The following is a 22487-nucleotide window of genomic DNA, read 5'->3' on the forward strand; positions in this document are numbered from 1 at the left end:
AGTCCTTAGCCTTATACCAATTCAATTAATGATTGCAACACATCCTTGGATGAAGACGCGATTCATCGCGTCTCTACAGATGGTTTATTTGTCGCATTCTTTTTTCAAATTGGTATTAATCCCTTCATTACTCACCACTCATTACTTAAAAAAGACTACTCAATTAACTCACACGGCAGTAATATTAGCATCAGAAGATTCTGAGAGCAATTTCTATGAAAGGCTGCTTGAGAGCAACTATCAGTTACTTAAAACCACAAAAGGCATTTTGCTATTTCAGCACAAGCAAGTTTTATTGGCTACTTATGTTATCCTCTACAACTATGTTTGTTGACTCGCTGGCTGTAGTAGCGATCGCCACACCACAACAAATTGCCCAACAAGTTGTCATCAACCGGCCTACCCTTAAGATTGGTAGTCAAGGTGAACGTGTCTCGGAACTTCAAGCGGCGCTGAGGCTTTTGGGCTTTTACTCAGGTGCAATCGATGGAGTCTACAACGAGAATACGGCCAATGCTGTGTCTGGGTTCAAACAAGCAGCTGGCTTAACTCCAGATGGTATTGTCGATGCTATTACTTGGCAAAGGTTGTTTCCTAGTCAAGCAATAGGTACGCCAGTCACCTCTGTACCAAACTCAACACCCAATCCACCAGCCAGTTCAACCACTGGTTTCCCTGTCCCCACCCAACCTGTTACCACTCCCACTGTTAACCCCAGACCAACAACACCCAATCCACCAGCTAACACCAGACCTGAACCTAGACTGGCTAATCCTAGACCTACGCCTCCCAGACCAACAACGCCAACCCCAAGACAACAAACCCCTCAAAGACCATCTTCCACCCCACGTTTCGCCCCTACACCATCTGCTCAAAGAATTTCTGGTATACAATACACCTCCGAAGGCTGGCCGATTTTGCGTGTAGGAATGAAGAATTCCGAAGTTACCAAGCTACAGCAAAGATTGAGTCAGCTTGGTTTTTTAAAGGGTGGTGTGGATGGATACTTTGGGGTTCAGACTGAGGAAGCGCTCAAAGCTGCTCAAAGACGCTATGGTATAGAACCTGACGGCGTGGCTGGTGGTGCTACTTGGGAGGCGTTATTGCGGCGCTCATCTTCTCAAGGACGATAGACTGAAACAAGTTAGCAGTAGTGTGGTATTGAGCAGAGTTTTGAATCCTCAATGGCTATCTTGACTCGGCGTTGATTTCGTTCCTGACAACGAGAACAACGAAAATTAGTTTTATGTAATTCTTCTTCCAGTGATTGCTGATTTTTGCCAAACAACAACTAATGAAACACTTTTTATTGACATGGTTGGCTACTGCGGTAGCTTTGCTAATTACTGCCCATATTGTCCCTGGATTCGTTGTTAAGAGTTTTGTCGCGGCTCTAGTTGCCGTGATAGTGATTGGGTTAGTCAATGCTTTAGTCAGACCAATTCTCAGCATTTTGTCATTTCCCGTTACCTTACTGACTTTTGGCTTGTTCACATTTGTCATCAATGCTTTAACCCTATGGTTAGCCAGCGCCCTCACACCTGGTTCTGGTTTCCAGATTGAAGGCTTTGTCGCTGCTTTCTTGGGATCAATTGTGCTGTCTATTGTTTCCAGCCTCATTAATTATCTTCTGCGAGCAGTCGAATAAAGGTCATTAATGCCAGATTGATTTTGTGTTCGTAGTGAGCGATAAATTGGTCTGTGAAGTAATTTTTCAGGGTGAGTGCCACTTACTACGAACTTTAGCTTGATGATAATAATCATGCTTGAGCAACTGCGATCGCCACTACTCCCGGTTGTCCCGGTAGGCGAAAAATCCTTTTAGGAACCAACAACTTCACCCCCGACTCCTGTTTTTGATGGGCTGAAGCTGCAAGAATAGCCGCCGCCTCGGCAACACTAGGAGTTCCCACTTTTTCGGCAATCACTCCGCTAGGGTTGGGAACGGCGACATTAGCCAGCATTTCTGCCGGGAAAGTTTTTAACGGTAATTGCAACAATCGACAAAATTCCACTAAACCCAGTTCTGAAACTTTTGTGTCAATAGTGGCAATACCTGCAATTGTTTTTTGATCAAGTTGGTTTTCTGGAAAAATTTGGTTGATTGCTGCGGTAATTAAGTGATGAGAAATACCTGATTGACAACCAAACCCTAACCACAAATTTCCCTGAAGTAATGGTTGTTGAGTAATTTCGAGTTTCACTACTAAAGTGCTATAGGTAGAGCTTGAGACTTTTAATTTCTCAGTACTGAAAAAGTTGATATTCTATACTATTTTGGCGTTTACTAAGATACCCATAAACTGATAGTTATAATACTGTTCTCAGGAATGAAAAACTATATATTGAGCATATCTAGCACAGTAGGAAACGCCGGGGGGAGGACGAGGTAAAAGTAGAAAGTATATTTACTTCTTAATTTTTGCTTTTTTGATATCTTTAAAGCAAAAATATTTTACCTGGTCTACTTCGGTGTTTCAATTTCTTCGTATTTTCGACGATGACTACGTCAAAAAGTTTCCATCTAAATTTATATCTTTAGCTTTTCATTTCTGAGATGGTTTTTGATACCTCCTTACCTTAGTATTTAATTAAATAACGTTATTTTTACTGCTTGTCAAGATGTATATCAAGGGTTTTGAACAATAAGTAAATTTGAGTCAGAATTCCCTAAAAAATAGTAATTTATTGAAATAGATTTCTTAGTTCATTGCTCCATTTCTAAGCATCCGATTTGATTAAGTAGAACCGGGTAAACAATTAAATGTTTGTAGTGAGAACTTTAGTTATCTCAAGTCGGGAAACCCCTTCGGATACTCCTACGGAGAAGCAAGCTACAGCAGTCTACCCGGCGCTTCATACCGCACGCGTGGCTGCACTCACCGCCCATGAGACTGGATCAGGAATTGTGGGTGGCTGTCTTTAATGCGCGAATTTTGAATTTTGAATTTTGAATTTTGTAGCTTTAGCTTCCCGTAGGGTATTTTGAATTGATTCATTACTCCTGCGCCCCAGCCTGCTTGAGAATCTGGACTATACTCCTAAAGCCGTTAAACTCAGCAATCATCAAAGCTGTGTAACCACCCCGGTTTTTCAAATTTGTATCAGCCCCGCCTTCCAGTAATATTTGCACCACCTTGTTATAACCCCCAGAAGCAGCCCAGATTAAAGCTGTAGCTCCTACAGAGTCTTGGTAATTGACATTCGCACCTTTCGCCAGCAATAACTGTATTACCCCTGGATGGTTATGTTCAGTGGCTTTAATCAAGGCTGTTTTACCATCACTGGCGCGAATATTCGCATTAGCGCCGTAGTCTAACAATATCCTGACGGTTGCTGTGTGGCCTTGGGATGCGGCTAGGGTTAAAGGTGTCTCACCTAAATTATCTCCATCTGCATTTGCGCCGTATTTCAGTAGTGTTTCGACTATCTGATCATGTCCCTGTAATGCTGCTACCAATAAGGGCGTATCGCCGAGTTTGTTTTTAGTTTGGGTATTTGCGCCTTGATTCAGTAGCAGTTGTACCACATCAACGTAACCTTCTACTGTGGCAAGGTGTAGGGCAGATTCACCATCTTGGTCTTGGTGATTGACCTCAGCCCCTCTATCTAGTAAAGTTTCGGCGATCGCTCGATTTCCTGCTGCTACAGCTGCTAACAATGCTGTACCACCATCTTGGTTTTGTTGGTTAACATCAATCCCAGTAGCCAGCAGCACTTGTACCACATCCCCATGACCTGAGTCGGCTGCTAACATTAACAGGGTTTCGCCTTCTTCATCTTCAGAATTAGCGTCTGCACCACTTTGTAAAATTAACTGCACTACATCCGCTTGTCCTCGCTTCACAGCTAGTTTTAAAGCAGTATCATCATCTTTATCGGTGATATTGACATCAGCACCAGCCGCTAACAAAACCCGCGCCACTTCTACATAACCTTTCATGGCTGCTGCCATTAAAGCCGTACTACCATCTTCATTAGTAGCATTAACAGCCGCACCTCTAGAAATTAACAGATGCACAATATCAACTTGATTAGCACTAGCCGCTAACATCAAAGCCGTCAAACCATAGCGTTTTCTAGCTAAATTGACATTAGCCCCCCCATCTAAAAGCGATCGCACAATTTCCGTGTACCCTAGATTAGCAGCAAACATCAGCGCTGTAGTTCCGTCGCGATCGCATACATCCACCCCAACACCAGCAGCCAGTAGCGCACCCAATCCCTTGATATCGCCACTCTTCGCCACCTTTAGCAGCAAAACATCGTTATTAGTCATTAGTTATTAGTCAATAGTCAACAGTCAATATTATTTTCTCAGCAAGTTGCTCAACGCCCCGCTACCACTCTAAGTTGCTCCTCTTGGGTTAAGCGCAGCTATGCTCACAGGGCTTAACAATCATCTTCACACTCTGTGGCCTCAATCACCTAACTTAGAGTTATGCTAATTTTTATTAAGATTTAAGGATTGGGGAAAACACGATGAATCTGGAATTGTCTGCCTCGACTAAATATTGGCTAAACTTCTTTCACCCATTGATGATGTGGGTATTATTAGCTTTATCCCTCTATGCGGCTTACTTGGGACTACAGCTACAGCGTACCAGGAATGCTCAAGGGGAACAAAAGAAAGAACTGATTAAAGGTAGATACAATGTCAGACACTACCAAATAGGATCGATACTTTTAGCTTTGATGGTAACAGGCGCGATTGGTGGTATGGCTGTTACTTACATTAATAACGGTAAATTGTTTGTCGGACCCCACCTACTAGCGGGCTTAGGTATGACAGGTTTAATTGCATTTTCCGCAGCTCTATCTCCTTATATGCAGAAAGGGGCAAACTGGGCGCGGGTAAGTCATATTTTAATCAACTTTGTGATTTTAGGACTCTTTACTTGGCAGGCTATCACTGGTGTGCAGATTGTCCAAAGAATCCTGACTCAAGCTTAGTCATTAGTCATTAGTCAATAGTCATTAGTCATTGGTTATTGACTATTGACTATTAACTTACCGCTTTTTCTGACAATTACCAGGAAAAGGAACTCCAACAGATTGGTGAAAATCTTCTTGAACTTTGCGAGTTAGGCGGCGGGAAACTTGGCGAACAATTTGGTTGAGTAAGCGATCGCCTGTAGACTGAATTAAAGACTTAGGCAAACGCTGAATAAATCGTGGAAAGTGGAGACAAACAGTTAAATCTAATTCCCATTCAACTTTTGTAACGGTGTGTTCACCAAAATCTTCTCTTAATTGAAGCGCAGCTCGATAATCTACATCATAACCAGGTGGTTGATAATCAGGAATGGGAATTGTCCGGATGCAATAAATACCCTCTTGTGGCGGTAACAATTCCAAACCAATCTTTGGTTCGACTTCATAACCAAAAGAGCCAAAACGACCAATAGTTAGAGCATAACCATGTTCTCCTAGAGGTTGCACTTTCATTGGTTCGGCACAGCGTGTAAACCAAGAAGCGTGACAATTCAGATACTCAGCAACTTTTTGTGCTGGAGCATACATTTCCATCGAGTCGCTATAGCGACCGTAAAATTTACTTAGTGTACCAGCACTCAATCCTGTGTCTGCATCCTCAGTTTCTGGGAAATTGGGAACAACAGGCACAGTTGTTTCTGTGATATCCAAAGATTGATATTCGCCGTTTGTTGAAAGCATCAATGCGTTCCCCTCTAATTTGGCGTTTGTCTGTATTAATAATTCCCAGGCTGTATGGGTGGTTTAGCACTAAATTCCTATTTTGACCGAAACCTTATGAATCTGTCATGAACTTCATGGAATCACTACAATATACAGAGCAGTTATACATTAGTTACCCAGGATAGCGTTAATCATGAAAGCATTTGTAGCAGGGGCAACAGGTGAAACAGGTCGCCGCATCGTCCAAGAGTTGATAGCGCGAAATATTCCTGTACGTGCTTTGGTACGAGATGAACACACAGCTAGAGCTATTTTGCCTCCTGATACAGAATTAGTGGTGGGTGACGTGTTAAACCCAGCTAGTCTAACTGCGGCTTTGGGTGATAGTACAGTGGTGTTGTGTGCGACTGGCGCAAAACCAAGTTTTGACCCTACCGGGCCTTATAAAGTAGATTTTGAAGGCACTAAAAATTTAGTGGATGTGGCAAAAGCCAAGGGAATTGAAAATTTTGTCCTAGTAACTTCTTTGTGTGTATCCCAGTTTTTCCATCCATTGAACTTATTTTGGCTAATTCTGGTGTGGAAAAAACAAGCGGAAGAGTATCTGCAAAAAAGCGGACTTACTTATACGATAGTTCGTCCCGGTGGTTTGAAGAATGAGGATAACTCAGATGCGATCGTTATGCAAAGTGCTGATACTTTATTTGATGGTAGTATTCCTCGGCAGAAAGTAGCCCAAGTCTGCGTCGAGTCCTTGTTTGAGCCAGGCGCACGCAATAAAATAGTTGAAATTGTCGCTAAACCAGAAGCTAGTTCCAAAACTTTTACAGAATTATTTCAACAGTGTTAGGACTTACCCATGAACACAAAAGATCAAGGGTTTGGAAAAGGGTATAAGGGTATAGGGGTATAAATCTTTTAAACCCTTACACCCAGCCTCAACAGAAAATCTGGGTGGCGTAAGTCCTAAGTGTTAGTTAGTAGTCTATAACCAATGACTAATGACCATTTTTGAACTTTACCGGAATTGGTGCGTCTATTTTTGTTGTTAGATTAGAGAGCGAATTTGCAAGGAGTGAGAATCTGAAAGGCTTTGAACTCAAAGGGGCAGAAAAATTCATTGGCCCTATAGCCGCACTTCTCGGCTTTGTGTATTTATTTCAATGGTATATATTTGGAGAATTGCGATCGCCTTCTGATCCCATCTTTGGAAATAACTTACCACCTTTGGTAATGAAAGGCGGTGATCCCCATATTCGCGCTTTAATGCGAACCATTTCCGCCAGTGAAGCCAATGGAAACCGTCCATACTCTTTGTTATACGGTGGAAAACAGGTAACTGATCTGAGTAAGCATCCTGAAATATGCGTCACTATCGTCACAGGCCCAAATACAGGTAATTGTTCCACTGCGGCGGGAAGGTATCAAATCATTAATACTACTTGGTTTGAAATAGCCCCCCGCTATCACCCTAAACCATCACAAATGATGTTTTGGTCTTCCTATAGTTTTGAACCAGAATATCAAGATTTGGTCGTTTACCGTTGGCTAAATGATTCGCGGGTTTGGGGGGTGGATATTTCTCAACTATTGCGCCAAGGCAAAATCAATGACGTTTTGCGGCGACTCTCCCCCACTTGGACAAGTTTAGGTTATGGCATAGAGACAAATTCTATTAGTCGTTCTCTGCCTAGAATTTATCAGAAAATGTTGCAAGAAGAATTAACAACGACTAGTCAATAGTCATTGGTCATCACTCGGAACTGACTTGGTAAAAAATACTTTAAGTTGCTGCACAAATTCTAAGGTATTCTCAAGGTGAACATTATGTGCAGCATTACTAATGATTTTTAGTTGAGATGCTGGGGCTATCTTTGTCATCTTGATGTTGATGTCTATAAATTTTTCGTCATGTTCACCAACAAGTAAAAGTAAAGGAATTTGATTCTTTTGCAGTTTTTCCCACAAAGAAGGCTGGCTACCAGTTCCCATAAATTGTAATGATTTAACTAACTCATGGGGATGGTTTTGCAATCTACTTTCTACCATCCTCTCAAACCATGAATGATTTTTTATATTGCCAAAAATAGGCTGATTATACCAATTGAGTAAAAATGCTGTAAAATCAGTTTTTGCTAAACTTCTCCCCAATTTCCTCGCTATTTGGGCATCGCGTTTAACTCTATCTAATCGTTCTGCTTCTGTGGCTAAACCTGGGGAGGCTGACTCTAAGACTACTTGATAAAAACGTTCGGGAAAATGTAGGGCTAGATATAAACCTAATCTTCCACCCATTGAATAGCCGACTAAAAAACATTTACTGATTTCTAATTTATCTAGTAAATTAATTAAGCCTTGCGCTGTATTTGCCATTGAGTAATATTCGTCTCCACCAAACACTTGAGTTTTACCATGTCCAGGTAAGTCAAGTTTAAGATAAGAAAAATCATCACCCAGTAATTCGATAGCTGCGTCAAATTCATCAATATTCCCCATGAAACCGTGGAGTAAAAGAATCACAGGTTTATCAGTATTGCTAGTTAGGGAATAATTAAATTGGTAATTCTCTATAGTCATATGTTAAAAGAAAAGCGATCGATGGTTTATTTACAGTCTATTTTCTGTTGAGATGCTACCACTGAAGAAATTATGCGATCGCTTCCCTGATTTTCCATAAGCATCAAGCTACATTCACATCGAGTTCTGTTCTGCTGTGACGTAAGTAATGGCTAAAGGCGTTAACTCTCTTTCCAATTGAGTCATGACAGCATGATCAAAATCTGACCAGATGCGTTTTTCACCAAAGACACAAGGTTGTAGAATTCCCCATAGTTGACCATCTTGGCACAGGTGAGCATGAATCAAGGCTCGATGTCCAAAGTTCTTGCGCTCAAATTCTTTATTTACAACTTTGGGGCTTGCAGTTTCCACATCTTCAACATAAACAGAAGCCTCAGTTCTCAGTGCAGCCGCAAATAAGGGATCTTCTTCAGGTAATGATACTGGCTCTAAATTCCATTCGGAGTTTATCATATCGGGAATATCTTGATGTCGCCGCCAGCAATAAGCTACTTTACCAAGGCGAGTTTGGGGATTTCTCAGGTAAAGAAAACAGCGATCGCATCCTAATACATCTCCCACAACTGGCAATATTGCAGAAAAGACTGCATCTGGCTCAATGTGTTTATCTAAAATACTTTGTATGGTTTCTGGTAAGGCTAGGTCATTCATTAAAAAGCAGTTCCTAAACTTTCATATCTTGTCAATGACTTATAATTGAACGCATCACCCTATCGATATATATACTGTGCTAATTTTTAAGTAAATTACTTATATTGCAAAAATATAAATTTGATAGCTTTACTAAGCTAGTGTAGAAAAATTTCACCTAGACTATGCGAAAAATTATTTTGTTTATTGCTTCTAGTCTTGACGGATATATTGCCAGAGACTCAGGCGATATCGATTGGTTATTTACTGATCAAGATTACGGTTACACAGAATTTATCGCCCAAATTGACACACTAATCATGGGTAATAAGACATATCAGCAAATATTAACCTTTGGAGAATATCCTTACCAAGATCAGGAAGTCTTTGTATTTTCTAAAACATACTCAGGGGAAACAAATAATGGTGCAAAGTATATAAATAGCGATTGGGAAGATTTTATCAAAACACTACGAACATCAAATGGTCGGGACATTTGGTTAGTTGGCGGCGCACAATTGATTCATTTTTTTCTAAAACATGGTTTTATCGATGAGTTAATTCTCTCAATACATCCAATAATTTTAGGTAGTGGTATTCCCTTAATTCTCAAAGACCCAACCATAGAAACAAAACTTCAGTTGCAAGATGTGAAAAGCTTTGATACTGGATTAGTCCAAATTTTCTATAATTTAACTTACTAAAAAAAATCGATTCTCGACTTATTATAAAAGTCGGGAATCCATATAAAAACTAAGGTAAAAATCTATCTAAAGCTGCTTTAAGTTGCTCAATTTCTTCTGCTATATTGCCTTCTTTAGAAGCTCTGGCAATACATTCTGTTAAATGTTCATCGAGAACTATTCTGGCTACCTTATCTAATGCCCCCCTTACAGCAGCAATTTGTAATAGAACGTCAGGACAAGGGCTATTTTGTTGCACCATTGTTTTGATACCGCGAATGTGTCCTTCTATGCGTGACAACCGATTGACAATTCGCCGTAAAGATTCTTCGCTATGAACGTGAGCATGAACCGATTCTGCCTGCCCGTGAGTATGATGTTTGTGATCGTGTTCTGCATCATGATTGTGAGACTCTTCAACTTTTTGAGGCACAGGCAAGGATTCTTGAGCTAGTTGGTTGGATCGATTCATAGGGAATTATAGCGCTGGTAATACTTCAGATCCTAGCCTAGAGATGGTCAACCACTTCGGAGAATTGAACACCCAAAAATCTAACACTTGTTCTAGCCCTCTGCTTCCTCCTCATCCCTATTCCTTTGGTAAAACCCGAACCTCGGAAGTGGGAATCTCTACAATAGCTATGAGGTTAAATATTCAATTAACTTTAATTAAAGTTAGAGAATCAGTACTTGATTTTTGATAAGTAGGGTGGGCAATGCCCACCAAGGTCATGATAGGGTGGCATTGCCCATCCTACAGATACTCAGACTTTTTCAAATTATCAAATCCGATTCTTATAGCTAGTTGACACTTAGGCAGGAAAGTGAGGTTGTAGGGATTAGTAGGCAAATTTGTCAAAATAATTTTAAATTGGGCAAGATTTAGACTTCTAGATTAGGTTGTGAATATGCGATTTTCCAAATTATCCAGGTCTATACGCCAACTCGGTACCCATGTATTAGCAATATTTATAGGAGTTGTGTTAACGGTTAGCAGTCTGCGTGTTTTGCCATCGCAAGCCGAGCCTGCACCTAATCCTAGTACAACTGGATCTGCGCCGGAACTAGTTGCTCAAAGACAATCACCAGCAACGGCTGCTATCGGTAATAGTAGCTTTGTGACAGCAGCTGTGAATCGTGTTGGTTCAGCAGTGGTGAGGATTGATACCGAGCGTACAATTACCCGCCGGGTAGATCCATTTTTGGAAGATCCCTTTTTCCGGCGCTTTTTTGGTGAAGGCTTTCAAGGACAGTTGCCACCAGAACAAATGCGTGGTCTAGGTTCGGGATTTATCATTGATAAAAGTGGCTTAATCTTGACTAATGCCCATGTGGTAGATAAGGCCGATCGCGTGACTGTTCGCCTGAAAGATGGCCGTAGTTTTGATGGTAAGGTGCAAGGCATTGATGAAGTCACAGATTTAGCGGTGGTGAAAATCAACGCGGGTAATAGTCTACCAGTTGCACCTCTGGGTTCTTCTAATAATGTCCAAGTGGGCGACTGGGCGATCGCAGTTGGTAATCCTTTGGGCTTTGATAATACTGTGACTTTAGGTATTGTCAGCACCCTCAAGCGTTCTAGCGCCCAAGTGGGGATTACTGATAAGCGTTTAGATTTTATCCAAACTGACGCAGCCATTAACCCTGGTAACTCTGGTGGCCCTTTGTTAAATGACAAGGGTGAAGTGATTGGGATCAACACCGCCATCCGTGCTGATGCGATGGGGATTGGGTTTGCCATTCCTATTGATAAAGCTAAGGCGATCGCTACTCAATTGGAACGGGACGGTAAAGTTGCTCACCCCTATTTAGGTGTACAAATGGCAACTTTAACACCCGAATTAGCTCAACAAAATAACGTTGACCCCAATTCGGCTTTTGCAATTCCCGAAGTTAACGGTGTTTTGGTGATTCGAGTAGTACCTAACTCCCCGGCTGCTAATGCTGGTATCCGACGCGGTGACGTGATTCTGCAAGTAGATGGTCAAGCAATCACCACTGCGGAACAGTTACAAAATGTAGTGGAAAATAGCCGCCTTGGTCAAGCGCTACAAGTGAGATTGCAACGGGGTAATCAGACACAGCAGTTATCCGTACGTACTGCTGAATTGCAAAATGCTGCTTAGGGAATGATCAGGTTAATCCATGAGTATAGGGGTGTTTTTTAATACCCCTATATTTTTATTTGTTAGTGACAGCTATAAGGCAATACAGTTCGGTTAAGCCTAAAAACCTAGACTGGTGTAGGTTAGGTGGAGGAACCCAACATTCTCAAAACTTTGTTGGGTTACGCTATCGCTACACCCAACCTACTATTCTTTTTTGAATTTTGAATTGTTATGACGGCTATAGGGCTGCTATTTAATTGAATGCTATACAGAAGATTTGGACGTACAGAATTACAGATGCCGGTATTTTCTTGCGGCGGCATGAGATACCAGTATAAATGGCAAGATGTTAGTTACTCGGATATTCCGGCGGATCAGCAAGCAAATCTGGAAGCAACTATTAATCGCGCTGTTGAGGTGGGGATCAATCACATTGAAACTGCCCGTGGTTATGGTAGTTCGGAAATGCAGTTGGGGAAAATATTACCCCAATTTCCCCGCGAAAAATTAATTGTCCAAACCAAACTTGCCCCTGTTGCTGATGCGAAAGAGTTCCGCAAAACTTTTGAGCAATCATTGAGTTATCTTCAGTTAGACTACGTAGATTTACTAGGATTACATGGAATTAATACTGCTGAATTATTAGAATATAGTGTACGTCCTGGGGGCTGTTTGGATGTAGTGCGACAGTTGCAGGCAGAGGGTAAAGTCCGATTTGTCGGCTTTTCTACTCACGGTTCCACGGATGTAATTGTCCAGGCAATTAATACCAACCAATTTGATTATGTCAACCTGCACTGGTATTACATCAATCAATGGAATTGGCCAGCCATTGAAGCGGCTACCCGTCATGATATGGGGGTATTTATTATTAGCCCCACAGATAAGGGAGGTCGGCTTTATAATCCGCCGAAAAAATTAGTGGATTTATGCACCCCTTTAAGTCCGATGGTGTTTAATGATTTATTTTGTTTGAGTCATTCTCAAGTGCATACCTTGAGTTTAGGCGCAGCTAAACCCCAAGATTTTGATGAACACTTGCAGACATTGGACTTAATAAATCGGGCATCAGAGATTTTACCGCCAATTTTAGCGAGGTTGGAAGATGCAGCGATCGCCTCTTTGGGAGAAGATTGGGTAAAAACCTGGGAAACCAATTTACCTCAATGGGAACAAACCCCCGGACAAGTAAATATCCGGGTGATTTTATGGCTGTTAAATCTAGCTACTACCTACGATTTAGTAGACTATGCCAAAATGCGGTACAACTTATTGGGCAATGCTAGTCACTGGTTCCCTGGTAACAAAGCCGATAAACTCAACGAAATAGACTTGCAGCCATGCCTCAGATACAGTCCCCACGCTGATAAAATTCCCCAATTTTTAGCCAAGGCGCATCAATTATTAGCAGGTGAAGAATTGCAGCGTTTATCTCAGAGCTAAGGCCGAGGGCAGTCTCCTTCTGACTTGAAAGGTGTGTAGGGGTGTAAGGGTATGAGGGTGTAGGAAAAAGACATCTTTCCTGTTTGGCTGTGAAATCTCTTTCATTGGGACTGCCTTCTTCAATGTTGTTTTATCAACAGATATTACCGGAAGGCCAAGTTTTTGCTATGCCCTAGTGTTACATCATGTTCATCACATTGTGATAACTACGTCACAATCCATTGATACCCTGAATATTAAGCAAACATTCAGTTTGCTCCTCACACCATACCATCTCCCTCTGTTTGTTCCACACAGAGGGATTTTTCTTGGTTGGAGACTGAGTAATTTTGGTGCTGTATCAAGTCAACTTTGCCCCACCTATCAGGGAATAGAGTTTTTGTTAGTGGTCAGTGGTAAAAACGCCTAAAAACTACCCACTCTTGGGATGGGGTATTAAACCAGATCCTTTCAACAACTGACAAATAACAACTGACACGCGCAGCGCAATAAACTTTGTTTCAAACCTCTGTAAATAAATGAAAAAGTCTCTTATATTTTGACTAACTCAGCCGGAAAATTATTAACTACAGGAACTGATTCCAGTAATAATCTTGATGAATATTCCCCGGTTACATTTGTTTGATCATAATCTGCAAAAACCACTGGTCATGATGGCATCGAATATACCAGTGGCTGAAGCGATCGCGCAAATGTATCAAGCCCAAACTAGTTGTGTGCTAGTTATTGCCAAGCATGAATTAAGCGGGATTTTGACGCAAACAGATGTCTTGAGAGGAATTGCCAATCAAATGATGTTTGCAGATTTGACAGTTGGAGAACTCATGAGCCAACCTGTCATAACTGTTCATGAGACAGAGCTTGAGAATTTACCAAATATATTACAACGCTTCCATCAGCATCAAATTCGCCATTTGCCTGTGCTTGATGATCAGGGACAGGTGCAATGTGTGGTCACACTAGAAGAAGTCAAAACAGCGCAACTAGAACAAGAAGTAGTGCGACGAGAGCAAATGTCTCAGTTGCTGTTACAAAGGGATGCTCAGTATCAAACCTCGGAAGCAAAATTCAATGATATTCTCAATAGCGCAATCAGTACTTGTATCGTGAGTTTTCGAGTATTTACCAATTTTGACTGGGAATATATATATCATTCTGTAGGTTGTGAAACAGTCTTTGGTTATCCATCGCAGGAATTTTTCAGCAATAAGCACTTGTGGTTGTCACAAGTACACCCTGACGATGTAGAAACAGTAATTATGCCTGGGTTTGCAGATATATTTGCAGCCAAAACATTCGATTTTGAATACCGATTCAAGCACAAAGATGGTTCTTTGCGTTGGATTGCTGCTACCCATAGTTCTCGATACGACCCAAAAGCAGACTGTTGGGTCGTCACAGCCACTAATATTGATATTAGTGAACGCAAACAAGCAGAAGCAGCCTTACGCAAAAGTGAAGAACGATGGCAATTAGCGATCGCCGGCACTGATGAAGCCATTTGGGACTGGGATATACTGACTAATCATACCTATCGTTCAGACCGTTGGTTTGAGATGCTAGGCTATGAACGTCATGAAATGAGTAGCTTTGATGATGAATGGAGTATCCGCATTCATCCTGATGATTATGACCGAGTGATGGCTGCTCAAGCAGCTTATCTGCGTCGGGAAGTTCCATCATATTACACTGAGTATCGTCTCCGGTGCAAAAATGGTAGCTACAAATGGTTTCGTTCACGGGCTAAAGGGGTTTGGGATGAACAAGGCAACCCCATAAGATTGGTCGGTTCTTTGGGTGATATTACTGGACGTAAAAGTATTGAATTAGATTTGATACGTTCAGAAACTCAATATCGATTGCTGTTTGAGAACAATCCCAATCCCATGTGGATTTTTGATCCAGAAACTCTAAGTTTTTTGGCTGTCAATCAGGCAGCAATTTACAAATATGGCTATTCTCAAGCAGAATTTCTGTCAATGACAGTTCTAGATATTCGCCCCCGTGAAGAAGTTCCTGCTTTTTTTCGCTCCCTGAATGATTTTGACATTTTCTCTGCTGTTATTTACGTAGGTGAAGCAAAACACTGTACAAGAAACGGAACCTTAATAGATGTGGAAATTAACTCCCATCTCATCACTTGGTTGGGGAAACCAGCAAAATTTGTCCTTGCCAAAGATATTACAGAACAAAAAGTCGCACAGCATGAACTCCAAAGAATTGAGGCAGAACTGCGGGAGAGTAAACATTTTATTGAGCAAGTTATTAGTCATTCTCCCCAAATTTTATACATTTTTGACCCAATGGTCGGAAGTAATGTTTATCTCAACCGCCAGTCTGTAGATATTCTGGGTTATACACCGGAAGAAATTCAGCAACGAGGCGCTCAGTTCTTCTTGGATGTTTTGCATCCTGATGACTTACCTCTACTGGAGCGTAACCTGGAATACTGGCAAAATGCCGGCGATGGCGAAGTGCTAACGACCGAGTGTCGTATGAAACATCAAGACGGGTCTTGGCGGTGGTTAAGGTCGCGAGAGGTAGTATTTGCTAGGGATGAAAATAACCGCCCTAATAAAGTTCTGGGTACAACTCAAGATATTAGTGATAGCAAGCTGGCTGAATTAGAAATTGTCCATAGTCGGGACTTACTAGCAGGTATTTATAATGAATCTGCCGATGCTCTGTTTCTTGTAGACACTACAACACTGTTAACGACTGATTGCAATCAAAGGGCTGTGGAACTATTTGCAGCCTCTAGTAAAGCAGAACTCATTGGTATTGAAGGTCAAACTTTGCAAAAACGACAGTTTACCCATGATGAGTTAACTAGCATTGTTGCAGAAATTAATCACAGAGGATTTTGGGGTCAAGAAATTGAATACATAACCAAGCAAGGTGATTCCTTTTGGGGAAATCTAGCCATTAAACAGATTTGCGTTGCTGGTCAGGCAATAAATTTAGTCCGTGTTACAGATATTAGTCAACGTAAACTCGCAGAAATCGCCTTCTATGAGCGAGAAACGATGTTACGCAGTATTGGCGATAATTTACCTAATGGGGCAGTGTATCAAATTGTCCGCGAATTGGATGGGAGCGATCGCTTCTCCTACTTTAGTGCGGGAATTGAAAGATTAATGGAAGTGAGAGCAGAAGATGTCAGTGCAGATGCAACTCTGCTTTATCGTCAGTTATGTGCAGAAGATATTCCCGGCTTTGTGCAAGCTGTTGAGGAGTCATATCGTCATCTCTCAGTATTTGACATCCAACTACGAGTCTGCACTCCTAGTGGTATGTGGAAATGGGTTCAGTTACGTTCTACACCCCGTCGATTACCAGATGGTCGTGTAGCTTGGGACGGACTGATTGTTGATGTAACAGACATCAAGCACACGGAAGAAACACTACGCCAAAGTGAAGCACTATTGGCAGAATCCCAGCGAGTTGCTCGTCTTGGTAACTGGGATTATGATTTAGCTACCCGGAAAATAACTTGGTCACAGGGATTATTTGAGCTATTTCAGCGAGATCCTGCATTGGCAGCACCAAGCTATGAGGAAAATCTCCAACTTTACCACCCGGAGGATCAACAGAAACTACACCAAGCGGTGGAACGGGCAATATCCACAGGGGCATCTTACAAATTGATTCTGCGTGCATTCAAGGCCGATGGCTCTATGATTTACGTTGAAGGCCTTGGACACGCACAGTTTAATCCACAAGGACAAGTAATTGGTCTGTACGGAACGGCTCAAGACATCACCAACCGCAAACAAGCCCAAGAAGCTTTAACTAAAAGTGAAGAACAATTACGACTGACCCTAGAATATACCCACATTGGTAATTGGGACTGGAATCTTCACACTAATGAAGTCATCTGGAACTATAACCACTATCGTTTGTTAGGGTTAGATCCAGAAACATCAACAGCAAGTTATCAAGCGTGGCGTGAAGTTGTTCACCCAGATGACATTAACCGCGTTGAGCAGAGTGTGGCTAATGCTCTAGAACAGCATAGCAATTTTGAAGCAGAATATCGGGTGATTCGTCCTGATGGCAGTGTGCTTTGGCTGGCGGGGAAAGGACACGGAATTTATGATGAAACAGGCAACCCTGTAAGAATGTTGGGTGTGATCATAGATATTAATGACCGCAAACAAACAGAACAAACACTGCGAGAGAAAGAGCATTTTTTAAGCAGTATCTATGATGGCGTTGGCAATTGTATTTTTGTTGTGGATGTTGTAGATGATGATTTTCGTTTTATGGGTTTAAACCCGGCTCATGAGCAACTAACAGGCTTTCGCTCTCATGAATTGCAAGGCAAAACCCCAGAGCAGGTACTGTCGCCCATTTTAGCGGCATCTGTGCGGCAGCATTATCAGGATTGTGTAGAGGCAGGAGCAACTATTACTTATGAAGAAAACTTCTATCTCAAAAATCAGGATACTTGGTGGATTACTAACCTGACTCCTTTAAGAGATGAAAACTTAAATATTTATCGCATTATCGGCAGTAGCATCAATATTACCGAACAAAAACGCGCCCAACAAATGCTAGAGTTACAAGCTGTCGTCACTCGTAATATAGCAGAGGGATTATGCTTAGTCCGCGCTAGTGATGGCATGATTGTCTATACTAACCCCAAATTTGCCCAAATATTTGGTTATGAAGTTAGTGAATTAATTGGTCAGCATATCTCCATTATTAATTATGAAGATGAGCATACCAGCGCGACAGAAATTTATGAGGCGATCGCTGCTGCTGCTATGCTACACGGTGAAACTATCTATGACGTCCAAAATGTCAAAAAAGATGGTACTCCTTTCTGGTGTCGAGCGACAGCATCTGTTTTTGAACATCCTGAATATGGCACCGTTTTTGTCGCTGTCCAACAAGATATCACCGAGCAGAAACAAGCAGAGGAGAAAATTAAGGCATCTCTCAAGGAAAAAGAAGTCTTACTGCAAGAAATTCACCATCGGGTGAAAAACAATTTAGGAATCGTTAGCAGTTTGTTACAGATGCAATGTAGACGTACTCAAGACCCTCAAGCTAACGCTATCCTGCGAGATAGCCAAAACCGCATCGCTTCAATTGCTTTGGCACATGAAAAACTTTACCGTTCTAATGATTTAGCTAATATAGATTTTGCCCAATACATCCCGGATTTAACAACGCACCTATTTGACTCTTATAATGTTAAATCCAGCTGTATTCAACTGAGTATTCAAGTTGAAGAGACTAGCTTAGACCTGGAAACCGCCATTCCCTGCGGTTTAATTATCAATGAACTGGTATCTAATGCCTTGAAATACGCTTTTCCCGATAATCGGGAAGGTGAAGTTCAAGTTCGTTTATACCAACAAAGCGATCGCACATTGACACTTATTGTTCGAGATAATGGTATTGGCTTACCTGTGGAATTCGATAGCAAAAAGACCAAAACACTTGGTATAACTCTTGTTCAAGGTTTAGTCAAGCAGTTAAGAGGCAAATTAGAAATTCAGAGTCAGTCAGGAACTGAATTTAAAATTTCTTTTAAGACAGGTAGGGTATAAGCATGATTAGCATCTGTTCACAGACCAATAAAATCCAAGCGGTCAGAGTGCTGATTGTGGAAGATGAATATATCTTGGCGATTAACTTACAAGAAAGTTTAGAGTCTTTAGGATATACAGTTGTAGATATTGCAGATTCCGCAGAGTTAGCCATAGATAAAGCGACAGAACTACAGCCAAACTTAATTTTGATGGATATCAGGCTACGAGGTGAAGAAGATGGTATCCATGCAGCCGCAAAAATCTGGCAGAATCTACAAATTCCCATCATATATGTGACAGGACATTCTGATAAAAGCACTGTCGAACGAGCAACACTCACATCCCCTTTTGGCTACATCCTCAAACCCATCAGAGAGAAAGAACTCTACGTCGCTATTCAAACAGCTCTCAACCGCTATGAACGTGAGCAATTTTTGAGTTCCGTGCTGCGATTTATGGGAGATGGTGTACTAGTGGTTGATTCTCAGCTGCACATCAAGTATATGAATCCAGTTGCAGAAGCACTTACCGGTTGGCAATTTGATGATGCACAAGACAGAAATTTAACCGAAGTTGTCCAGTTAATTGATGAACAAACTCTCAATTCTATTCAAAATCCTATCATCTCGGCTATTCAAAAACAAACAACGGTTTATTTAGGCGATGGCGTTTCGCCGACAGTCGGTCATCGCATTATGTTAATTACCAAAGATGGCACAATGATCCCAGTTGCTGATAGTGCTACACCCCTACGCAACAACAACGGTGACATTACTGGCGCAGTCATGGTTTTTCGGGATGACACTCAACGCCGACTTACAGAAGAACGCAATCTCTCTGCTGAACGTAATCGACAACTGGAAATTCAAATGGCAGAAATGCAGCGCTTTAACCAGTTGAAAGAAGATTTTTTAGCATCTACCTCTAATGAAATGAGAACGCCATTATCAAATATCAAAATGGCCATTTCCATGCTAGAGAATGTCATGAATCAGCAGGGTCTTTTGAAATCAGCTACTGCTTCTACTTCTGCATCCGTGTCTCGTTACCTGGGTATTTTACGTTATGAGTGCGAACGAGAGTTAACTTTGGTAGATGATTTAATTAATATGCGAATAATTGATACAGAAGGCTATCCTTTAGATATCACTTATATTCATCTCCAATCTTTGCTATCCGAGATTATTAACAGTTTTCAGGAAATTGCCCAAGCGCAAAAACAGATTTTACAAGTTAATATTTCTGATGATTTACCAGCTTTAGTTTCTGACAAAAGTATTCTCAGTCAAATCATCTCAGAACTCCTCATGAATGCTTGTAAATATACTCCTCCCGGTGAACGCATTACCGTAACTGTACATTTTGAACAGAACCAAAAAAGCTTAATACCAGAAGATGCTCAATCTGGTTTATACAGAGCTTCTTCATCTCCTTATTTTCAAATTATAATTAACAACTCTGGAGTAGAAATTCCTTCAACAGAACAATCTCGTATTTTTGAGCCTTTCTACCGATTTACATACAATAAAACAATAGAAAAATTATCCGTGTTTGACCAATCTTACCAAATTCCTCAAAGTGATTATCAACGGACTAGCGGTACAGGTTTGGGACTATCACTAGTAAAAAAACTAGTACAGTGTATTCAAGGTACAGTTGAAGTTACGAGTGGTCATGGCTTAACTACTTTTATAGTTCAATTGCCATTGAGCTTATCAGCGAGTTATTCCGGATAAGTAAACTATTTTTTACTATGATTTGCTCATGATCATGTTTTTTGAAAAACTGCTGAATATCTATAGGAAGCTAATGCACATCTAAATTTCATAACTACTAATAAGGACTGTTGACTGTCAACAGTCATAGCTGAAATTGATAAAAATCCTATTTCCCTGCTTGTATTGAGATATACATTTTTGATGCACTCAAAGTATTATTTATCTATCTATTGGTGGAATTGGAAATAAGGCTATAAATACTAAATAAGTAAATATTCCGATCACCTGACGAAATTAAAATCTAAATCTTCCCATTGCTACAATGCAAGGGGAGATTTTTTATGATTAAAATCTCGTGCAGAAATACACAAATTAGAATTATCTATCTTTAGGAGGAATTAAATTAAAGCAAATAAATACTAAATAACTAATAGCCCGATTGCCCAACCGGGCTTTAGCTCCATACTCCCCCCATGTTTTACCTGGCAAGGGGGGATTTATTACACAAAATTCAACCTATTCTCGTTAAACTTTGAATTACCAGTTACCTTGGATTTAGCATAGCCCAACTGATTATGGATTACAGTAAACACATTGAGATGGATCTGCAAATTCTATGCCATTAGGAAATAGTTTATCTTGTCTAAAACCACATTTTTTACACTGATAAATTGCTCTTAGTGTTAGGGTTGTTGGAGTATGACAAAGCTCACAAGGTAATCCCTTAATTCTTTCAGTAGTTTCAAATCCAGGGGTATGACATTGGGGACAGCAACTGCTTATTTTTTGAAGTAAATTATGAGTCGCTTTTTCAATGTTTTTCATGCGAGTAGGATTGTAAATGGCCCGCATATCCGTCTCAAGATTTATTTTACTATTGGGTGACTTTTCCAGACCAAAATTGATTGCTTCGATCAACGCTGTTTCTTGTGTAATCCCTTTAATAATCTCATGACATTTCTTTTCTGAGTTTTCAAACCAAACAACTAAACCATGTTCTGGAAAACCAACTTTCTTAGCGAAAGTATATGCCTCATCTAAACTCTCTACAGCTTGGTGGTTAAAGTTTGTATATGTAGAAAACTCTTCACCAATAATTTCTATATCATTGATTTTATCTAACAAAATAATTATTTCTCTATTAGAGTAAATGTAGGGTACTAATGGATGGGGGGCAAAACTACCTTCGCTAGCGATCGCTAAATTTTCTCCAGTCAATTCTAAGACTTTCTCTGCTTTTAATCTCGCTGCGGCAATTTGGGTTCCTGGGCGTTTAACTTCTCTGGTGAATGTGCCAAAAATATCTGTATTAAAATCCGGTGGTACTATCACCTTAATACCTAACTCTTGTTCTAATAATGGTGCAATTACCTTTTCCTTTTGGTGCATTGTCGCCAACACAGCCAGGCGATTTCTAAATAATTGCTGGTAGTTCATTTAGTTAATTCTATAACAGTTTATTATTCTAAATTTATACAATAAATTTGCTTATTTGGATTGCTTGATAATTTATAAAATTGTCTTCCCTATAAGATGCTACGCCAACGAACCGAAGTCAGATATAGCAAAAACTATGCTAATTAGCATAGTTTTTGTGTTGACAGTTAACTGTCAACGAACCTCATGAGGATTGTGCAGTTTAGAGATGTAATTAACACCCAGCCTGTGTGACTACGGCTATATGGTAGAGGAATGATAATACATTTGTATTGTCTGACTGACGGCAAAAATGACACAAATCTTTGATGAGAGTGCTTGCTTCTTAATGGTCGTCTATGGTAGGTTTTTTATCACTTAATACTATAAGCCTATCGATTTACCGTAGTTTATGGCAATGCTATTGAGGAAATTACCGTAACCCTAAGTGCTGGAGATAAAAGAGAGTGATGGCTTTTGGCAAAAGCTAGATCAGCTAGTAACTACCAGTAATCTCATCATTGATCGCCCACAAGGTACCATTCACCCACATTATCCAATCTCGATTTATCCCTTTGACTATGGATATTTAGAGGGTACTAAAGCCGGAGAGGAAGATCGTGTTGATGTCTGTGAACAGTGAACAACTCAAAACACTAATAACTGTAGAACCCAGTTCCCAATCCCTTATTTTTCGGAGTGCAATTT

At 40.7% G+C, this 22487-nt stretch carries 19 protein-coding genes; 12 read left to right on the plus strand and 7 right to left on the minus strand.

Annotated elements, in window-relative coordinates:
- Positions 1-215 precede the first annotated feature (215 nt).
- Both GSQ19_RS01260 and GSQ19_RS01265 read left to right on the plus strand, forming a co-directional pair.
- Entirely contained in the window at positions 216-1133 is a 918-nt protein-coding gene (locus GSQ19_RS01260) for a peptidoglycan-binding domain-containing protein (RefSeq protein WP_011320990.1), read from the plus strand.
- A 161-nt stretch (positions 1134-1294) separates the two neighbouring features.
- Entirely contained in the window at positions 1295-1648 is a 354-nt protein-coding gene (locus tag GSQ19_RS01265; protein ID WP_011320991.1) for a phage holin family protein, read from the plus strand.
- A gap of 112 nt (positions 1649-1760) precedes the next feature.
- On the opposite strand, the gene GSQ19_RS01270 is transcribed toward GSQ19_RS01265, so the two are convergent.
- Positions 1761-2204 (minus strand): cobalamin biosynthesis protein, encoded by a 444-nt coding sequence (locus tag GSQ19_RS01270; protein WP_104009977.1) that lies wholly within the window; start codon positions 2202-2204, stop codon positions 1761-1763.
- A gap of 560 nt (positions 2205-2764) precedes the next feature.
- On the opposite strand from GSQ19_RS01270, the gene GSQ19_RS01275 reads away from it, so the two are divergent.
- The gene (locus GSQ19_RS01275; RefSeq protein WP_153228342.1) at positions 2765-2926 is read left to right on the plus strand and encodes a hypothetical protein; all 162 of its coding nucleotides are present in this window, start codon (positions 2765-2767) and stop codon (positions 2924-2926) included.
- A gap of 72 nt (positions 2927-2998) precedes the next feature.
- Here GSQ19_RS01275 and GSQ19_RS01280 read toward each other — a convergent pair whose 3' ends face one another.
- Complete coding sequence (locus GSQ19_RS01280) at positions 2999-4279, minus strand: ankyrin repeat domain-containing protein (RefSeq protein ID WP_011320992.1); 1281 nt, start codon at positions 4277-4279, stop codon at positions 2999-3001.
- Between the two features lie 203 nt (positions 4280-4482).
- On the opposite strand from GSQ19_RS01280, the gene GSQ19_RS01285 reads away from it, so the two are divergent.
- A complete protein-coding gene (locus tag GSQ19_RS01285; RefSeq protein WP_011320993.1) occupies positions 4483-4953 on the plus strand; it encodes a DUF4079 domain-containing protein in 471 nt (156 codons plus the stop codon).
- A gap of 57 nt (positions 4954-5010) precedes the next feature.
- Here GSQ19_RS01285 and GSQ19_RS01290 read toward each other — a convergent pair whose 3' ends face one another.
- Positions 5011-5676, minus strand: coding sequence for a DUF1997 domain-containing protein (locus tag GSQ19_RS01290; protein WP_011320994.1), 666 nt, complete (start codon positions 5674-5676; stop codon positions 5011-5013).
- 175 nt (positions 5677-5851) lie between these two features.
- Between GSQ19_RS01290 and GSQ19_RS01295 the strand changes: the two genes are divergently transcribed.
- Together GSQ19_RS01295 and GSQ19_RS01300 are read left to right on the plus strand one after the other, a co-directional pair.
- A complete protein-coding gene (locus GSQ19_RS01295) occupies positions 5852-6508 on the plus strand; it encodes an SDR family oxidoreductase (protein ID WP_011320995.1) in 657 nt (218 codons plus the stop codon).
- Between the two features lie 269 nt (positions 6509-6777).
- The gene (locus GSQ19_RS01300) at positions 6778-7401 is read left to right on the plus strand and encodes a glycoside hydrolase family 24 protein (RefSeq protein WP_224311589.1); all 624 of its coding nucleotides are present in this window, start codon (positions 6778-6780) and stop codon (positions 7399-7401) included.
- Here GSQ19_RS01300 and menH read toward each other — a convergent pair whose 3' ends face one another.
- Entirely contained in the window at positions 7402-8235 is an 834-nt protein-coding gene (menH, locus tag GSQ19_RS01305) for a 2-succinyl-6-hydroxy-2,4-cyclohexadiene-1-carboxylate synthase (protein WP_011320997.1), read from the minus strand. It abuts the gene before it with no gap.
- A 114-nt stretch (positions 8236-8349) separates the two neighbouring features.
- Positions 8350-8889 (minus strand): GAF domain-containing protein, encoded by a 540-nt coding sequence (locus tag GSQ19_RS01310; protein ID WP_011320998.1) that lies wholly within the window; start codon positions 8887-8889, stop codon positions 8350-8352.
- Positions 8890-9053: 164 nt separating this feature from the next.
- Between GSQ19_RS01310 and GSQ19_RS01315 the strand changes: the two genes are divergently transcribed.
- Positions 9054-9572: a dihydrofolate reductase family protein gene (locus tag GSQ19_RS01315; protein WP_011320999.1), complete on the plus strand. Its 519-nt coding sequence runs from the start codon at positions 9054-9056 to the stop codon at positions 9570-9572.
- Between the two features lie 49 nt (positions 9573-9621).
- Here the strand turns inward: GSQ19_RS01315 and GSQ19_RS01320 are convergent, their stop codons facing one another.
- A complete protein-coding gene (locus tag GSQ19_RS01320; RefSeq protein ID WP_011321000.1) occupies positions 9622-10023 on the minus strand; it encodes a metal-sensing transcriptional repressor in 402 nt (133 codons plus the stop codon).
- Between the two features lie 436 nt (positions 10024-10459).
- Between GSQ19_RS01320 and GSQ19_RS01325 the strand changes: the two genes are divergently transcribed.
- The 4 genes from GSQ19_RS01325 (at position 10460) to GSQ19_RS01340 (ending at position 20381) form a co-directional block, all read left to right on the plus strand.
- Complete coding sequence (locus GSQ19_RS01325) at positions 10460-11677, plus strand: HhoA/HhoB/HtrA family serine endopeptidase (RefSeq protein ID WP_011321001.1); 1218 nt, start codon at positions 10460-10462, stop codon at positions 11675-11677.
- A 243-nt stretch (positions 11678-11920) separates the two neighbouring features.
- Complete coding sequence (locus tag GSQ19_RS01330; RefSeq protein WP_011321002.1) at positions 11921-13102, plus strand: aldo/keto reductase; 1182 nt, start codon at positions 11921-11923, stop codon at positions 13100-13102.
- A 596-nt stretch (positions 13103-13698) separates the two neighbouring features.
- On the plus strand, positions 13699-18663 hold the full coding sequence (locus GSQ19_RS01335; protein WP_011321003.1) for a PAS domain-containing protein: 4965 nt from the start codon (positions 13699-13701) through the stop codon (positions 18661-18663).
- 2 nt (positions 18664-18665) lie between these two features.
- On the plus strand, positions 18666-20381 hold the full coding sequence (locus tag GSQ19_RS01340; protein ID WP_011321004.1) for a hybrid sensor histidine kinase/response regulator: 1716 nt from the start codon (positions 18666-18668) through the stop codon (positions 20379-20381).
- Between the two features lie 555 nt (positions 20382-20936).
- Here GSQ19_RS01340 and GSQ19_RS01345 read toward each other — a convergent pair.
- On the minus strand, positions 20937-21800 hold the full coding sequence (locus tag GSQ19_RS01345; protein ID WP_011321005.1) for a DUF6671 family protein: 864 nt from the start codon (positions 21798-21800) through the stop codon (positions 20937-20939).
- A 427-nt stretch (positions 21801-22227) separates the two neighbouring features.
- On the opposite strand from GSQ19_RS01345, the gene GSQ19_RS01350 reads away from it, so the two are divergent.
- Positions 22228-22422 (plus strand): hypothetical protein, encoded by a 195-nt coding sequence (locus tag GSQ19_RS01350; RefSeq protein ID WP_104009978.1) that lies wholly within the window; start codon positions 22228-22230, stop codon positions 22420-22422.
- The last annotated feature ends 65 nt before the right edge of the window (positions 22423-22487 follow it).

This window comes from Trichormus variabilis 0441 (assembly GCF_009856605.1).
In the GTDB taxonomy this organism is placed as follows: domain Bacteria; phylum Cyanobacteriota; class Cyanobacteriia; order Cyanobacteriales; family Nostocaceae; genus Trichormus; species Trichormus variabilis.

Bases quoted from the DNA above. Each gene is read 5' to 3' on its own strand.
- GSQ19_RS01335 (WP_011321003.1), top strand. From the start codon at position 13,699: ATGAATATTCCCCGGTTACATTTGTTTGATCATAATCTGCAAAAACCA.
- GSQ19_RS01340 (WP_011321004.1), top strand. From the start codon at position 18,666: ATGATTAGCATCTGTTCACAGACCAATAAAATCCAAGCGGTCAGAGTG.
- menH (WP_011320997.1), bottom strand. From the start codon at position 8,235: ATGACTATAGAGAATTACCAATTTAATTATTCCCTAACTAGCAATACT.
- GSQ19_RS01275 (WP_153228342.1), top strand. From the start codon at position 2,765: ATGTTTGTAGTGAGAACTTTAGTTATCTCAAGTCGGGAAACCCCTTCG.
- GSQ19_RS01260 (WP_011320990.1), top strand. From the start codon at position 216: ATGAAAGGCTGCTTGAGAGCAACTATCAGTTACTTAAAACCACAAAAG.
- GSQ19_RS01295 (WP_011320995.1), top strand. From the start codon at position 5,852: ATGAAAGCATTTGTAGCAGGGGCAACAGGTGAAACAGGTCGCCGCATC.
- GSQ19_RS01325 (WP_011321001.1), top strand. From the start codon at position 10,460: ATGCGATTTTCCAAATTATCCAGGTCTATACGCCAACTCGGTACCCAT.
- GSQ19_RS01345 (WP_011321005.1), bottom strand. From the start codon at position 21,800: ATGAACTACCAGCAATTATTTAGAAATCGCCTGGCTGTGTTGGCGACA.
- GSQ19_RS01285 (WP_011320993.1), top strand. From the start codon at position 4,483: ATGAATCTGGAATTGTCTGCCTCGACTAAATATTGGCTAAACTTCTTT.
- GSQ19_RS01315 (WP_011320999.1), top strand. From the start codon at position 9,054: ATGCGAAAAATTATTTTGTTTATTGCTTCTAGTCTTGACGGATATATT.
- GSQ19_RS01265 (WP_011320991.1), top strand. From the start codon at position 1,295: ATGAAACACTTTTTATTGACATGGTTGGCTACTGCGGTAGCTTTGCTA.
- GSQ19_RS01290 (WP_011320994.1), bottom strand. From the start codon at position 5,676: ATGCTTTCAACAAACGGCGAATATCAATCTTTGGATATCACAGAAACA.
- GSQ19_RS01320 (WP_011321000.1), bottom strand. From the start codon at position 10,023: ATGAATCGATCCAACCAACTAGCTCAAGAATCCTTGCCTGTGCCTCAA.
- GSQ19_RS01330 (WP_011321002.1), top strand. From the start codon at position 11,921: ATGCTATACAGAAGATTTGGACGTACAGAATTACAGATGCCGGTATTT.
- GSQ19_RS01310 (WP_011320998.1), bottom strand. From the start codon at position 8,889: ATGAATGACCTAGCCTTACCAGAAACCATACAAAGTATTTTAGATAAA.
- GSQ19_RS01280 (WP_011320992.1), bottom strand. From the start codon at position 4,279: ATGACTAATAACGATGTTTTGCTGCTAAAGGTGGCGAAGAGTGGCGAT.